We start from the raw sequence: 14,817 nt of genomic DNA on the forward strand, positions 1-14,817 counted from the left end.
CAAATGCCGCGGTCACTGGAACTCGGCCTGAACCGGATTTTCAGGTCCCGGTGGGGTGTCGCCATCGTCCTCGCGGTGATTGTGCTGGCGATCGTCGGACTCGGTCGCCTGTTCGCCGGTGACCACGACTCCTCACAACCTTCGTTAGGTGCGGGTTCGCCCGCGCCGGCTGTCAGCGTCGACCCGTCCGAAGACGACAGCGTCATCGACACGGAGCCGCCGCCGAGACCGTCGACAAGTCCCGGACGAGCTCAGCCGGAGGCCGTCGCCTACGCCTTCGCGTCGGCCTGGGCCGACCACCAGGACATCACCCCGAAGGCGTGGCGCGATCAGCTGCTGCCAAATGCCACCAAGAAACTCGCGAACGAGCTTGAAGGGGTGGACCCGGCCAGCGTCCCGGCCGACCGGGTCGTCGGGCGGCCGAGTCTCGTCCCAGTCGGCACCACCGTGGTGAACGCGGTCGTCACGATGGACTCGGGCAAGCTCAGCCTCCGCCTGATTTCACCGAACGGTCACTGGCTGGTCGACGGCATCGACTGGGAATCGGCGTGAGTGTTCCTCGGCCGCGTAAAATTGTCCTTCTGGTCGCTCTCGCTGCGACGTTTGTCTTGCTGTGCTGCGGAGGCAGCGCCACGGCCCTGCTGTTCGGTGGTCTCGCCGATGAGGGCAACAAACTGAACGCCGCGATGGGCTGCGGCAAGGGCGGACCGGTCGACCCGGATTCGAAGCTGCCGCGTGTGCGGCCATACGGCGCAACTCAGATGCGCAATGCGGCGGTCATCATCAACGTCGGTGCGGACCTGAAGATGCCGCCTAGGGCCTGGGTCATCGCCATCGCTACAGCCATGCAGGAGTCGCGGCTCACCAACCTCGGCAACCTCGGCGCACGGAACGACCACGACTCGCTGGGTCTCTTCCAGCAGCGTCCAAGCACAGGCTGGGGTACGCCGGCCCAGGTCATGGACCCGGTCTACGCCGCCACAAAGTTCTACGACAAGCTTAAGACGATCTCCGGCTGGGAAAGCATGGCACTCACCGAGGCCGCCCAGAAGGTGCAGATCAGCGCGTACCCCGACGCTTACGCGAAGCACGAGCCACTCGCGACCCGGATCGTGAACCAGCTGGCTGACGGAGCGGCGAACGCGGTCGGCAGCTCACTCGCCATGGTTTGCACCTCTGCGGGTCAAATCGCCGCCTCCGGCTGGACTCTTCCGGTCAGCGCGGTCGTCGGGTCGGGCTTCCGGAGCGCGTCGCGTCCGAACCACCAGGGCGTGGATCTGATCATCGGGCGGTACACGCCGATCGCCGCCGCGGCGAGCGGCATCGTCTCGAAGGTCAAGTGCGACGAAGACCACAATGGACGACAGACCTGCAACACCGACGGTTACCCGGGCAAGGGCGGATGCGGCTGGATGGTGGAAATTCAGCACGCGGGAAACGTCATGACGAGGTACTGCCATATGGTGCAGCGCCCATTCGTCAAGGAGGGGCAGGAGGTGACGGCGGGCGAAATCATCGGCCGCGTCGGTACCAGCGGTAACTCATCCGGCCCGCACCTGCACTACGAAGTGCACCTCAACAACGACCGGTCGAAAGCCGGCGCCATCGACCCCGTAACGTTCATGCGACAGCAGGGAGCGCCGCTGGGAGGTGCGGGATGATCGGCGGACCGGTGCCCGACCCCTTTGCCATGCCCGACGGATCGCTGGAGCCGCCGCGACCGATCGTGCCCACGCCGGCAGCCATGAGCGGGTCTTTGAGAGGGAAGCGCGTCCTGGTCGGATCACCTGGTCATGGCTGGCGAGGCGACCTCCGGTCGGACGAAAAGGTGGTGCAAGGCAGCCGCACCTATGTGCCGGTCATGCAGGAAGGCGAGTGGTACCGCGCCGAGTCCGAGCAGACCGAGGTGTTCGCTCCCTTGATCCCGGTCGAACGAGTTTGGGTCGAAGAGTATGGAATCAGTGGGCTGACGCCGACCGCCACGGACGTGACATCGAAGCTGGTGTCGCTCGACGAACCCTCCCGGCGCGGCCCCATCAAGGCAATCGATTCCGCGCGCCTCACGGGCCTACGCGTCGTGCGGATGCTCGATTCCGGCGATGAACAACGCAACCTGCGAGCCGTCACCGAGATACACACGAACAACAACGGCGACATCTGCGTACGAGTAGCCCCCGAGCTGGAGTGGTACCGCTGGGCATGGAGCGGCCGCACGCCAAGGACTCTGGAGGTACCAGTGCACATGCTCTGGCTGGAGTAGGTTCAACCGGTCTTGGTAGCGCCACAGACGCGCCAGCCGTCTTCGTCGATGACGGCGAAGCGCCAACTGTCGGTGATCTGTTCGCTGCCGTCGCCGATGGCACGAGTCAGGTCCGCGTCAACTGTTCCCTGAGTGCTGTTGGTGGCCACTCGAAGGCCTTCCCAGCTGATCTGAATACTGATCGAGAACCGGCTCTCGCGATTCTGAATGTCGGTCCGGTACGCCTCCAGAGCGGCGAAATCGCCGCCGGACTTGCAGGCGTACAACGCAACCTCTTCTTCGTTCCGGTTCACGAGGTAGGCGCGGAGGAAATTGTCGACGACTGCGTCGGGGGCGGCGCGGTCGATTTTTGTTTCCTTGTCGTATAGGAGGACGGCTACGCCGGCGCCACCCAGGCATAGCAGGGCGACTATGCCGGCGGCTACCGCCAGCCACAAGCGGCGGCGGGGGTTGCGGGGCTTCTGGGGCTTTTCCGGGGCCTGCGGCGGCACTCCACTGTCCGGCTGGTGGGGCGGCTCGGGTGGGGGGAACGGGCCGGGTGCGGGCTCCTGCGGTTGCACACGTACGACAGTAGTGCCTCGTTACTCGTATCTGCTCTCTCGGCTACCGAGTGGCACAAGCTTCGCGACTCGGGCAGAGACGGTGTACCGGGAACGCGATGGCTGGGTTGCTCTGGGATAAGTTTTATCCGCACACACAGGAGGTGAGAGCGGTGTCTGATCCGGCTTCGCGGGTCCATCAGGCTGCCGCTTTGCACCGGCAGGCGGCTGCTGTGGCTGATGCCGCCACGGCTGTCCTCGATGGGGACGGGGGGATGACGCCCGATCCGCTCGAGCAGCATCGGCTTGTCGAGGAGCTTCGGGTTGCCGCGGCTGCCCTCGCGCCGGGGTGGCTGGGGGCGCCGCTCGAGGCTCAGTCGCTCAACACGCCGCTCGGTGGCGTCTATCCTCCTCAGTTTGTTCGGCTCGGTGCCGCTCAGCCGCTTGACGACGCTCAGTTTCCCGCCCTTGTTCCTCTTCTCGGCACCGGGCATCTCACTGTCGACGCCACCGCCACCGACTCCCGGGTTTTCGGTCTTCTGCGGTCTCTGCTCGTTCGCCTTCTCGCTGCCGCCCCGGCCGGGTCTCTTCTGGTGCGGGCCGTCGACGGGGTCGGGGCCGGCGAGGTTTTCGCGCCTTTTGCCGGGCTCCGGGATGCGGGGCTGATGTCTCCTCCGGCCACCGACCGGCAGGGGCTGCGGGATGTGCTCGCCGAGGCCGAGAAATGGCTGCGACCGGGCCGTGGGGTCGCCCCGCGCCGGAGCCGCCGGGACCGGATGATGCTTGTTGTCATCGCCAGTCTGCCCGAGCTGACCGAGGGTGAGGAGCTGCGCCGGATCGCCGCGCTCGCTCAGCAGGGGCCCGATTCGGGGCTTCATCTCATTGTGGCCGGATGGCCGCCGCCTCCGCTGACCGCCGAGACCACTCAGGCGCCTCTACCCCGTACGACAATGGTCTCCGTCCGTAATCCCTATGCCGTCATCGGTGATCCGCCCGGCGCCACCTACGGGTCGATTCCCAGCGTCTCCTGGCTGAACGCCCCCGTGTTCCTCGACGAGGACCCGCCGCCTCATCTTGTGGAGGCCGTCTGCCGGGAGCTGGCCGCCCATTCGGCCGCCGCCTCGCATGTCACCCTCGCCGATCTGCTGCCCGAGCCGGGTGAGCGGCTGTGGGCCGGTGATGCCGCCGAGGGGCTGAGCACCGTGGTCGGCCACGACGGGGAGACGCCGCTGGTCCTGCGGTTCAACGATCTCACTCCGCACTGGATGGTCGGCGGCCGTTCCGGCGCCGGCAAGACCGCCTTCCTGGTGAACGTTCTCTACGGGCTCGGCGCCCGGTACAGCCCGGCCGAGCTTTCGCTCTTCCTGCTCGACTTCAAGGAGGGCGTGACCTTCGCCGAGTTCGTGCCGACCCGCCGCGACCGCACCTGGCTGCCGCACGCCCGGGCCGTCGGTGTCGAGGCGGACCGGGAGTACGGGCTGGCCGTGCTTCGGGAGCTCGACGCCGAGCTGACCCGGCGCTCGGCGGCTTTCGAACGGGCCGGCGTGTCCAAGTTCTCGGAGCTGGAGGCGGAGAAGCTGCCGCGCGTCCTCTGCGTCATCGACGAGTTCCCGGTGCTTCTCGCGAGCGCCGACCCGGTGGCGACCGAGGCCGCCGCCCTGCTCGACGCGCTGACCCGCCGGGGCCGTTCGTGCGGCATCCATCTGATCCTGGCCAGCCAGAACGTTCAGGTGCACGGCCCGCGGGACTTCTTCGGCCAGTTCCCGGTGCGCATCGCCCTGCCCGGCGGCGGCGACGTTCTCGAGCCGGCCAACGATTCCGCGGCCGGCCTGCCGCTGGGTACCGCCGTGGTCAACACGGCCGGTGGTCTCGGCGGTCCTCGCGGCGCGACCCGCGGTCATGAGCGGGTGGTCCGCTTCCCCGACCCGCACGCCGACGAGGAACTGCTCAGCGACCTGCGGCACCGGCTGTGGGGTGCCCGTGATCCCGAGGCGCAGCCGCCGCGCGTCTTCGCCGGCTACGCGGCGCAGCATCTCGCCGACGATCCCACCTACCGGGCCGCCCTGGCCGGGCGTGCGGTGCGGCCCACCGCGCTGGTCGGCCGGGCGCTCGACGTCAATCTCTCCACCGCCGCGTTCCCGCTGGACGCCTCGCCGGGACGCCATCTGGCCATTTTCGGTACGCAGGCGGCCGGCTCGGAGGTGCTCGACGCGGCCGCCCGTAGTGTGGCGGCCTGCCACCCACCCCGTACCACCCGGTTTGTCATCGCCTCGCTGGTCGCCGAGGGTGACCGGCTCGCCGAGGCCCTCGCCGCCGAGATCGGGCATCGGCAGGAGGTCGTGATGGTGGACGCGGCCGGTCTGGCCGCCGAGCTCGACCCGAACCGGCCGGGCTACCGGGTGGTCTTCGGCATGGACGCGACGCCGCTCAACGGTTTGCCGGGCCTGCGGGACCTGCTGCGGGACGGGCCCGGCCAGGGTGCGCATCTGCTCTCCTGGTGGCGTGATCCGCGCCGGCTGGGCGACGAGGCGCAGGACGTCGCCGGTCTGCTCTTCCTGAACGTGCCCGCGGCCGAGGTGGCGGCGATGGTGGGCCGGCCGCTGGAGTGGCAGCCGCGCCCCAACCGCGCTCTGCTGCACGACCGGCACGCCGACCGCACGGTGACTCTCGTGCCCTTCCTCGAGCCGGACCGGGAGGAGTCGTGACCGACCAGCAGACCAACGCGATCCCGGCCCAGGCGACCCCTCCGGCGCCGGGCCCGTGGGCCGACTACCTGGCCGCCGCGCAACGGCTCGACGCGGTTCGCCGTGCGGCCAGCTCGAGCTCGGGCGAGCATCAGGCCGCGGCCACGGCCGCGAGTCAGGAGCTTTCGGCCGTACGATCCCAGCTCGCTCACCAGGAAGCGCGTCTGGGCGCGGAGTTCGGCGTACCCGTGACCGAACTCAGACCGACCCGGGCCGACCTGGACGTGGCCGCTCAGGCCGTGGCCGGCGGTCCCGGCGCGGCCCTGGCCGCGCTGCAACAGGCCCGCCGGACCGCGGAGACCGCTGAGGCCCTGCTGACGGGCCCGGCGCCGGGCCGGCCGTGGCGACCGTGGACGCGCAACCTGCTGGTGTACGGGCCGTTCGCGGTGGTGGTGCTGATCGTGCAGATCGCGCTGTACCTGGTGGCCTCGCCGGGTTCGGTGCCGACCTACGCCCTGTTGTGCGGCCTGAGCATGCCGTTGGTGGCGTTCGGGCTGGGCTGGGCGACGATCGGCTTCGTGTGGGGCGGCGGCCAGGAGAGCGTCGACCGCACCCCGATCGTCGGCGCGATCGCCTGCCTGACCCCGGTCCTGCTGACGTGCATGGGCGTCGGGCTGGCGTCGTTCTTCAACTGAACCAACCCGGCACGTCGACCGGGAAGGTCGGGCCGGACACGACCGTCCGCAGCGACGATTCGATCAGCTCGACCCGCTCGGCGCCCAGCTCGGTGACCCAGCGGGCCCGCAGCAGGTCGAAGATCTCGGCCGACTGGGTCAGCGAGTCGAGGCCGCGCGGGGTGAGCCGGATCAGCTTGCGCCGGGCGTCGGCCGGGTCGTCGAACCGTTCGACGTAGCCGAGCGCCGCCAGCCGGTCGACGGTCTTGCCGGCGGCCTGTTTGGAGACGCCCAGGCGGCGCCCGATGTCGCTGGCCGAGGCGCCGCGTGACCCGATCGCCTGCATGGCGAAGCCGTAGGCGGGGCGCACGTCGGGGTGGCCACGCCGGGCCAGTTCGGCGTGCAGCTCGTCGATCAGCGTGCGGAAGCCGGCGAACAGCAGCAGCGGCAGCTCGTAGCCCTCAGCCATTGGCAAACTCGACAACCTGGTTTACGGTTTGGACAACCACGTTGTCGATCCTACGGGAGTCCACGATGTTCGCTCAGCACACCCTCGAATCCGCTCCCCCCGCGTCCCGGCCCTTGATGGAATCCCTTCCAGGTCCCCTGCCGGCCGTGGTGGGACGGCTCGCCGAGTCACCGGAGATGCTCGGCGGATTCCTGCACGCCAGCCACCTCTTCGAGGCGAGCACGCTCGACCCGCTCGCCCGGGAGGTGGTGGTCATGACCATCGCAGCCCGCAACGACTGCGGGATCTGCCTCGCCATGCACACCGGCCGGCTGCGGAAGCTGAACGCCGGCTCGGAGCTCATCACGGCGCTACGGGAGCAGCGTGCCTTGGCCGACCCGCGGCTGGAGGCGCTGCGGGTCTTCACGCTGGAGGTGCTCGCCACGGCCGGGGACACCCCGGTCGACGGCTTCCTCGCGGCCGGTTACACCCGGCGCAACGCGCTCGAGGTGGTGCTGGGCATCGGGACGTACACGATGTCGACCCTGGCCAACCGGATGGTCGGCGCGCGTTGATCAGCGCGCGTTGATCAGGGCCATGGCCTCGGCCCGGATCTTGGCGTCGGTCTGGAAGGCGCCGCGGACGGCCGAGGTGACAGTGCGGGCGCCGACCTTGCGGATGCCGCGCATCTCCATGCACAGGTGCTCGCACTCGAGGACGACTATCGCGCCGCGGGATTCGAGCTTCTCCATCAGCAGATCGGCTATCTGCGACGTGAGGCGCTCCTGCACCTGCGGGCGCCGGGCGTAGACCTCGACCAGGCGGGCCAGCTTGGAGAGACCGGTGATCCGGCCGTGCGTGCCGGGGACGTAGCCGATGTGGGCCACGCCCTTGAAGGGGAGCAGGTGGTGCTCGCACATGCTCATCACTTCGATGTCGCGTACCAGCACCAGCTCTTCGTGGTCGGCCTCGAAGGTGGTCTTCAGAACCTGGGCCGGGTCGACGCGCAGGCCGGCGAAGAGCTCGGCGTAGGCGCGGGCGACCCGGGCCGGGGTGCGCTCCAGCCCGTCCCGGTCCGGGTCCTCACCGATCGCGATAAGGATTTCCCGGACCGCCTTCTCGATCCGCCCGAGGTCGACGGACTGCTCGACCGGAGCACCGGTGAGCTTTCCGTCGACCAGGCGGGCGGCGAGATAGTCGAGGGCGTCGTCGTCGCTGATCAGTTGCTGCTTTCCGGAGCGCTGCCGTTCGGGTTGGAACCGATGGCAGCCTGGCCGTCAGCCACGGCCTGGGCCTTGAGCTTCTCGCGCTCGGCGGGGGTGAGCACCGGCGGCGCCTCGGACGGCATGCGCTTGCCGAAGCCGTTGAACGGCGACATCGGCGGGCGCTTGACGACCCGGGCACAGATGCGGTCCATGTCCTCGCGGGTGATGGTCTCTTTCTCCATCAGCTCGAGGACCATGCTGTCGAGCACGTCGCGGTACTCGACCAGGATCTCCCACGCCTCGTCGTGCGCCAGCTCGATGAGCGCGCGCACCTCGGCGTCGATGTCGGCCGCGACCGAGTCGGAGTAGTCCCGCTCGTGGCCCATGTTGCGGCCCATGAACGGCTCGTCGCCGCTCGTGCCGTACTTGACCGCGCCCAGCTTGGAGCTCATGCCGTACTGCGTGACCATGGCCCGGGCCAGGCCCGACGCCTTCTCGATGTCGTTGCCGGCGCCGGTGGTGGGCTCGTGGAAGACGAGCTCCTCGGCGGCCCGGCCACCCAGCGCGTAGGCCAGGGTGTCGATCATCTCGGCGCGGGTCTGCGTGTACTTGTCCTCGGTCGGCAGCACCAGCGTGTGGCCCAGCGAGCGGCCACGCGGAAGGATCGTCACCTTGTGCACGGGGGCGGAGTGCGGGAGCGCGTACGCCACCAGCGCGTGACCACCCTCGTGGTAGGCGGTGATCTTCTTTTCGTTGTCGCTCATCGCCCGGGTGCGCCGCTCGGGACCGGCGATGACCCGGTCGATCGACTCCTCGAGGAACTCGTTGGAGATCGCCCGCTTCTCGTTACGGGCGGTCAGCAGCGCGGCCTCGTTGATGACGTTGGCCAGGTCGGCGCCGGAGAAGCCGGGCGTACGACGGGCGACCGAGTCGAGGTCGACGTCGGGCGTGAACGGCTTGCCCTTGGCGTGCACGCGGAGGATCTGCTTGCGGCCCTCCATGTCCGGGTTGTCGACGGCGATCTGCCTGTCGAAACGGCCGGGACGCAGCAGCGCCGGGTCGAGGATGTCGGGCCGGTTGGTGGCCGCGATCAGGATGACCCCGCCCTTGGTGTCGAAGCCGTCCATCTCGACGAGCAGCTGGTTGAGCGTCTGCTCGCGCTCGTCGTGACCGCCGCCCATGCCGGCGCCGCGGTGACGGCCGACCGCGTCGATCTCGTCGACGAAGACGATCGCCGGCGCGTTCGACTTGGCCTGCTCGAACAGGTCGCGGACACGGCTGGCGCCGACACCGACGAACATCTCGACGAAGTCCGAACCGGAGATCGAGTAGAACGGCACACCGGCCTCGCCGGCGACCGCGCGGGCCAGCAGCGTCTTACCCGTTCCGGGCGGGCCGAACAGCAGCACGCCCTTCGGGATCTTGGCGCCGAGGGCCTGGTACTTCGCCGGGTTCTGGAGGAAGTCCTTGATCTCGTGGAGCTCCTGGACCGCTTCCTCGGCGCCGGCGACGTCGGCGAAGGTGGTCTTCGGCGTGTCCTTGGTGATCATCTTCGCCTTGGACTTGCCGAAGTTGAGCACCCGCGAGCCGCCACCCTGCATCTGCGACATGAACAGCAGCAGCAGGATCACCAGGATGGCGATCGGCAGCAGGTTGATCAGCAGACTGAAGAGGATGTTGTCGCCCGAGACCGTGGCGTCGACCGTGCCGGTGATCCGGCCCGCGGTCTTGGCCTCGTTGACCTCGTTCCAGATCGTCTGGGTGACCTCGTACGGGTACTGGGTCTCGATTTTGTCAGTGGTCTTGCCATCGAATCGTTCCGGCGAGGCGAGGTCGATCTGGAGCGTCTGCTCCTTGTCCTTCTGGACGACCTTCTTGATGCCGGGCTGATTGAGGCGCTCGAGCGCCACCGAGGTATCTACGCGCTGGTAGCTCGGACCACTGGTGAAGAACGAGCTCAGCGCAATCACGCCGATGATCACCAGAATGATCCAGACCACCGGGCGGCGGAAGAAACGCGTACGTTCCATACTGTTGTCGGGCGCCAAGCGCCCGGACCCTCCTGATCGGCGTCCTGGTCACCTCAACGGTGCCGCCCACGGCGGCTGCCGGAGCGATACCCCGCCTGATGACGGTGAATCATCCCGGCCCTCCAGCGCTTGTGACACCGCGCCTTCGGTCACTCGACGGTACACCGTGGGTGCCGGTTGCGAACCCGTGAGCCCGCTGGCCGGACACCTCCCGGCCCCCGCCCGTTCAGCGAGGTTTCGGAGCAAAACCGCCCATAAGGACGGATTTCTGAGAAGAGGCTGAGAAACGGTTCAGCTACGGGCGTAGACCTCGGGCCGCAGCACACCGACGTACGGCAACTCGCGGTAGCGCTCGGCGAAGTCCAGACCGTAACCGACGACGAACTCGTTCGGGATGTCGAACCCCACGTACTTCACCGGGACCTGGACCTTGACCGCGTCCGGCTTGCGGAACAGGGCGACCACCTCGACGCTCGCGGCCGAGCGCGACTGGAGGTATTTCATCAGCCACGACAGCGTGAGACCGGAGTCGACGATGTCCTCGACCACGACCACGTGCCGGCCGGTGATGTCCCGGTCCAGGTCCTTGAGGATGCGCACGACCCCGGAGGTCGTGGTGCCCTGCCCGTAGGAGGAGACCGCCATGAACTCCATCTCGGTGGAGGGCCCGTGGTGGCCGAGCGCCCGCGCGAAGTCGGCCATGAACATGACCGCCCCCTTGAGCACGCAGACGAGCAGGATGCCGCCCTCCGCGTCCGCGTGGTCCGCGTGGTCCGCGGAGACCTGCTTCGCCAACTCGTCGATCTTTTCCCGGATCTGCTCCTCAGAGATGATCACGTGGTCGATGTCGGCGTCGTACCAGGAGCCATCAGCCATGGCACCAGCGTGCCGCATGAAGGTTGCCGCCCGCCGCACGGGGCGGCGATCAAGTCGGACGGAACCCCAGGAAAACACCCAGTTCGGGTCGCTAGTACCGGCGAATCGGACATGCCGAGTGACCACTCTCACAGAGCGTCAGGGCACTCGAACGAGTGCTCCGCGGTCGCGAGCCACCCGAATGCCGCCGGGAAGGTGCACCGAACCCTGCCCGCGCCAGGCGGTGACGAGCGCGTCGAGCGCCTCCACATGCCGATGCGACAGCGCCCCGCCGGGCGCACCGAGCCGCAGCGCCCAGGAGTGCAGCACGCGTTTCCGGATCGCCGGCATCAGCATCGCCAGCGCATCGACGGCCATATTGTCGGAAAAATCCGCAGCAATGGCGTCGAGCGCTTCGTTGTCCTGACCGATTTGCCCGGCGGATCGCGCGAGGTTGGCCACCACGGCCGGCCCCAAAGCCTCGACCAGGGCGGGAAGCGCCGACCCCCGGACCCGCGAGCGGGCGTACGAAGGATCCGAATTATGCGGGTCCTCCCAGGGAACCAACCCCAGGGCGGCGCACGCCTTCCTGGTATCGGACCGTGCCACATCCAGCAGCGGCCGCAGAAAGATCCCCTTCACGGCCGGCATCCCCGACAACCCGCGCGGCCCGGCCCCCCGGGCCAGCGCCAGAAGAACAGTCTCAGCCTGGTCGTCCCGCGTGTGCCCCAGCAGCACCGCCACCGCATCGTGCCGCCGAGCCGCCTCGGTCAGCGCCTCGTATCGCGCCGTCCGCGCCGCCGCCTCGGGCCCACCCGTCCGCCCCGCGACCGACACGGTAGCGATCTCCGCGGGAACAAATCCGGTTTTTTCAGCCCACAACCGGACATCAGCGGCACGGGCGGCCGACCCGTCCTGCAGACCGTGATCAACAGTCACCAAGCCCACCTGGCGCCCGACGAAACGGGCCGCGGAAGCCAGAGCCAGCGAATCCGCCCCACCCGAGCAGGCCACGAGGACCAGCCCGTCGGCCGGCAGGGCCCGCCGCACGGCGAGCCGCACCGCCGCCACCGAGGGCGGAATCCGCGCCACCTACCCCCCGATCGCCGGCTGCGGGCCGTGCACCCGGGTCACCCACGCGTCCGGGTCGCCCAGCTCGTCGAGCCGGGGCAGGGTCAGCGGCGAGTCGAAGATCTTGTTGAAGCCGTCCATGCCGACCCGCTCGACCACACCGTGCACGAACTTGCGGCCCTCCGCGTACTGCCGCATCTTGACCTCGATGCCGAGCAGCCGGCGGATCGCCTTCTCCAGCGGGTTGCCGCTCTCGCGGCGGCGGTTGAACTTGGCCCGGATCGACTCGACGCTCGGGATGACGTCCGGCCCGACGCCGTCCATCACGAACTCGGCGTGCCCCTCGAGCAGGGTCATCAGGGCGGTCAGCCGGTCGAGCACCGCTTTCTGCCCCGGGGTCTGCACGATGTCGAGCACCGAGGAACGCGACTCGGGGTCGCGCAGCGCGTCGGACAGGGTGGCCACGCCGCGGCGCATGCGCTCGAGGATGTGCTCGGTGCTCTGCGACGCGTCGACGAAGGCCTGCACCTCACCCAGGAAGTACCCCCGCATCCACGGCACGGCCGTGAACTGAGTGCGGTGGGTGACCTCGTGCAGGCAGACCCAGAGCCGGAAGTCGCGCGGGTCAGCGCCCAGCTTGCGCTCCACCTCGACGATGTTCGGCGCGTTCAGCAGCAGCTGGCCCGGGTTGCCGGAGAACACCTCGTACTGCCCCAGGACCCGCCCGGAGAGGTAGGCCAGGATCGTGCCGGCCTGCACGCCGGTCACCCGCGAGCCGATCGCGTCGGCCAGCCCGCCCGGCTGCTTGTCGCCGGAGAGGCGGGTGACCAGCGGAATGATCACCTGTTTGAGGCCCTCGATGTTCGTCGCCGCCCAGTCCTTGCGGTCGACGACCCGTACCGGAGGAACCTCGACCTGCGACGTCAGCCCCGTGTACGCCGCGACGTGCCCGGCCGCCTCGTCGGTGAGCGCCCGCAGCTCGGAGACCACCGCCATCGCGTCGTCGTAGGAGACCGCGGGCCCGGATTTCGACAGCGCGCCAGCGGTCGCGGCGGCCAGATCCCAATCAACGAACTGCGCCATGCACCCCACCGTACCCGCGCATTTCCAGCCTTCACCTCAGGTGAATCCCCGAGATCAGCACCCACAAGTAACTAGGCGAGCCGGCACCCGGTCCAACGCCGCCCGCGCGGTCACCGCGTTCCCCGAGCCACTGGCCATGATCGCGAAGGCCAGCAGCCGCCCCTCCCGGGTGGTGACCACTCCGGCCATCGTGTTGACCCCGCTCAGGGTGCCGGTCTTGGCCCGTACGACCCCTTGCCCGATCTGATTGGTCTTGGGCGCCACGAAGCGCTTCGTCAGCGTCCCCGACCACCCCGCGACCGGCAGCCCTCCGAAGAGGCTGCTCAGTGCCGGTTGCTGCCCGCTCGCGGCGAGCGAGAGCAACTGGGTCAGCATCGTCGGGCTGATCCCGTTGTTCCGGGAGAGCCCGCTCGCGTCGTACAGATCGGCCTCCTCCCCCGGAAGCCCCAGGTCGGTCAGCTTCTTCACGATGGCGTCGGTGGCGCCGTCGAAGGTCGCCGGCCGCCCCGCCGCGAGCGCCACCTGCCGCCCGAGCACGTCGGCCATGGTGTTGTCGCTCTGCTCCAGCATCCAGTCGGTGAGCTGCACCATCGGCGGCGACAGAACGGCTCCCAGCTGACGCCCCGCCTCGGGCGCCTTGCCCCTTTTCACGGTCGCCGCCGACACCCCGAGCTGCTTGGCGAACGCCTTCCCGGCCGCGACCGCCGGATCCGGATACCGCGGATCCCCACCGAACTCGTTGTGCACCGGCTTGATCCGCCCCGCGTTGGTCATCAGCGACTGGATCCGCGACACCTGCCCACCGGGAGAAATGTCGGAAGGATCCCACCCGACCGCCGTTTCCGGCCCACTGAACAGCGAGGTATCGATGGTCACCTTGGTCGGCTTGTCCGCGCCCAGCGCCTTCTTCACCTGCGCCGCGAGTTGGTCAAGGCGAGCCGCCCCCGGGAACTGCCCCTTCGCCCCCACCGACAGCGACGGATCCCCACCACCGACCAGCACGACCTCACCCGGCGCACTGCCCGCCACGGCCCGGGTGCTCAACCGGTAGGCCGGCCCCCGCGCGGCCAGCACAGCCGCCGCCGTCAACAGCTTGGTGGTGGAGGCCGGCGTGGTCATCGTGTCGGCGTTGCGCGCGTAGAGCACGTCCCCGGACGCCACATCCAGCACCCGAACATGCACCTTGTTCCCCAGCGCCGCCGACCCCACCAGCGGATCGAGCGCCTTCTTGACACCGGCCGCCGTCAGCGCGGTCCCCCCACCAGCGGCCGCCGCCAGCACCGGCGTAGGCGCCGCTTCAGCCGTAGGCGCCGCCGTCGTGGGCGCCGCACTCGGCTCGGCCCCCAGCCACCCCTTGACGGGCCCAGGCCGAACAATCCCGACAACGGCCGCGAGACCCACCAAAACTACTGTCAAAGACGCCAAAACCCATTTTGTACGCGTCCTCCGACCAGCCCCCGGCTTTTCCCGGCGAGGTTCGTCGTCGGTCACGGCCGTAGCGCCCGCTACGGGCCGAAGCGCGGGGTCACGCACAACAGCGCTGGAGGCCGGCACCGCCCGCCCGGCCGCCCCAGCGCCAAGCCCGCCACCTCCCGCGACCTGCGAAGCGAGATCAACAGTCTCCCCACCAGGCGCCGCGTTCGCGCTGACAACCTGCGTGTCGGCACTGCGGGGAGCCCCCTCGGCCCCGGCTTCCGGCGCACGATTCCCAGCGCTCTCCGGATAAGCCCCAGACGGCTGCCCGCCGGCCTGCGGCCCGCCGTAGACGCCGCCACCCGCAGACTGCCCCGCATCCGCCGCCGTCGACCCGCCATTGACACCACCGCTGACCTGCTGCCCAGCGTCCACTGCCGTCGACCCGCCATAGACGCCACCGCTGACCTGCTGCCCAGCGTCCACTGCCGTCGACCCGCCATAGACGCCACCGCTGACCTGCTGCCCAGCGTCCACTGCCGTCGACCCGCCATA

The 14,817-nt window shown here is 69.2% G+C and carries 14 protein-coding genes; 6 read left to right on the forward strand and 8 right to left on the reverse strand.

The window, feature by feature from the left end; all coding sequences use genetic code 11:
* Positions 1-3: 3 nt before the first annotated feature.
* The 3 genes from ACGFJ7_RS06905 to ACGFJ7_RS06915 are packed head-to-tail and all read left to right on the forward strand — an operon-like array spanning position 4 to position 2,260.
* Positions 4-552, forward strand: coding sequence for a hypothetical protein (locus tag ACGFJ7_RS06905; RefSeq protein ID WP_392641221.1), 549 nt, complete (start codon positions 4-6; stop codon positions 550-552).
* Positions 549-1,661: a M23 family metallopeptidase gene (locus tag ACGFJ7_RS06910; RefSeq protein ID WP_392641223.1), complete on the forward strand. Its 1,113-nt coding sequence runs from the start codon at positions 549-551 to the stop codon at positions 1,659-1,661. Before ACGFJ7_RS06905 ends, ACGFJ7_RS06910 begins: the two co-directional genes overlap by 4 nt.
* Positions 1,661-2,260, forward strand: coding sequence for a hypothetical protein (locus tag ACGFJ7_RS06915; RefSeq protein ID WP_392641326.1), 600 nt, complete (start codon positions 1,661-1,663; stop codon positions 2,258-2,260). Before ACGFJ7_RS06910 ends, ACGFJ7_RS06915 begins: the two co-directional genes overlap by 1 nt.
* Before the next feature lie 2 nt (positions 2,261-2,262).
* On the opposite strand, the gene ACGFJ7_RS06920 is transcribed toward ACGFJ7_RS06915, so the two are convergent.
* On the reverse strand, positions 2,263-2,820 hold the full coding sequence (locus ACGFJ7_RS06920) for a hypothetical protein (protein WP_392641225.1): 558 nt from the start codon (positions 2,818-2,820) through the stop codon (positions 2,263-2,265).
* A 644-nt stretch (positions 2,821-3,464) separates the two neighbouring features.
* Between ACGFJ7_RS06920 and ACGFJ7_RS06925 the strand changes: the two genes are divergently transcribed.
* Entirely contained in the window at positions 3,465-5,504 is a 2,040-nt protein-coding gene (locus ACGFJ7_RS06925) for an FtsK/SpoIIIE domain-containing protein (RefSeq protein ID WP_392641227.1), read from the forward strand.
* Positions 5,501-6,178: a hypothetical protein gene (locus ACGFJ7_RS06930; protein WP_360247277.1), complete on the forward strand. Its 678-nt coding sequence runs from the start codon at positions 5,501-5,503 to the stop codon at positions 6,176-6,178. The genes ACGFJ7_RS06925 and ACGFJ7_RS06930 overlap by 4 nt, the downstream gene beginning before the upstream one ends.
* Here the strand turns inward: ACGFJ7_RS06930 and ACGFJ7_RS06935 are convergent.
* Positions 6,171-6,626, reverse strand: coding sequence for a MarR family transcriptional regulator (locus tag ACGFJ7_RS06935; RefSeq protein ID WP_360247279.1), 456 nt, complete (start codon positions 6,624-6,626; stop codon positions 6,171-6,173). The two genes, ACGFJ7_RS06930 and ACGFJ7_RS06935, sit on opposite strands and share 8 nt — an antisense overlap.
* Before the next feature lie 146 nt (positions 6,627-6,772).
* Here ACGFJ7_RS06935 and ACGFJ7_RS06940 point away from each other — a divergent pair, with 146 nt between their 5' ends.
* Entirely contained in the window at positions 6,773-7,180 is a 408-nt protein-coding gene (locus ACGFJ7_RS06940; protein ID WP_392641229.1) for a carboxymuconolactone decarboxylase family protein, read from the forward strand.
* Here ACGFJ7_RS06940 and folE read toward each other — a convergent pair whose 3' ends face one another.
* The 6 genes from folE to dacB all read right to left on the reverse strand — a co-directional run bounded on the left by folE (position 7,181) and on the right by dacB (position 14,130).
* Positions 7,181-7,828: a GTP cyclohydrolase I FolE gene (gene folE, locus ACGFJ7_RS06945; protein ID WP_360248261.1), complete on the reverse strand. Its 648-nt coding sequence runs from the start codon at positions 7,826-7,828 to the stop codon at positions 7,181-7,183.
* Entirely contained in the window at positions 7,825-9,840 is a 2,016-nt protein-coding gene (ftsH, locus tag ACGFJ7_RS06950; RefSeq protein WP_360247283.1) for an ATP-dependent zinc metalloprotease FtsH, read from the reverse strand. Before ftsH ends, folE begins: the two co-directional genes overlap by 4 nt.
* A gap of 291 nt (positions 9,841-10,131) precedes the next feature.
* The gene (gene hpt, locus ACGFJ7_RS06955; RefSeq protein ID WP_392641231.1) at positions 10,132-10,716 is read right to left on the reverse strand and encodes a hypoxanthine phosphoribosyltransferase; all 585 of its coding nucleotides are present in this window, start codon (positions 10,714-10,716) and stop codon (positions 10,132-10,134) included.
* Between the two features lie 138 nt (positions 10,717-10,854).
* Entirely contained in the window at positions 10,855-11,787 is a 933-nt protein-coding gene (gene tilS, locus ACGFJ7_RS06960) for a tRNA lysidine(34) synthetase TilS (RefSeq protein ID WP_392641233.1), read from the reverse strand.
* Positions 11,788-12,849, reverse strand: coding sequence for a zinc-dependent metalloprotease (locus ACGFJ7_RS06965; protein ID WP_360247289.1), 1,062 nt, complete (start codon positions 12,847-12,849; stop codon positions 11,788-11,790).
* A gap of 54 nt (positions 12,850-12,903) precedes the next feature.
* Positions 12,904-14,130 (reverse strand): D-alanyl-D-alanine carboxypeptidase/D-alanyl-D-alanine-endopeptidase, encoded by a 1,227-nt coding sequence (gene dacB, locus ACGFJ7_RS06970; protein WP_360247291.1) that lies wholly within the window; start codon positions 14,128-14,130, stop codon positions 12,904-12,906.
* Positions 14,131-14,817: the final 687 nt, after the last annotated feature.

This window comes from Actinoplanes sp. NPDC048988 (assembly GCF_043197815.1).
Classification (GTDB): domain Bacteria; phylum Actinomycetota; class Actinomycetes; order Mycobacteriales; family Micromonosporaceae; genus Actinoplanes.

Coding starts and splice junctions, on each gene's coding strand:
- ACGFJ7_RS06905 (WP_392641221.1), top strand. CDS start 4: ATGCCGCGGTCACTGGAACTCGGCCTGAACCGGATTTTCAGGTCCCGG.
- ACGFJ7_RS06925 (WP_392641227.1), top strand. CDS start 3,465: ATGTCTCCTCCGGCCACCGACCGGCAGGGGCTGCGGGATGTGCTCGCC.
- ACGFJ7_RS06935 (WP_360247279.1), bottom strand. CDS start 6,626: ATGGCTGAGGGCTACGAGCTGCCGCTGCTGCTGTTCGCCGGCTTCCGC.
- ftsH (WP_360247283.1), bottom strand. CDS start 9,840: ATGGAACGTACGCGTTTCTTCCGCCGCCCGGTGGTCTGGATCATTCTG.
- hpt (WP_392641231.1), bottom strand. CDS start 10,716: ATGGCTGATGGCTCCTGGTACGACGCCGACATCGACCACGTGATCATC.
- ACGFJ7_RS06965 (WP_360247289.1), bottom strand. CDS start 12,849: ATGGCGCAGTTCGTTGATTGGGATCTGGCCGCCGCGACCGCTGGCGCG.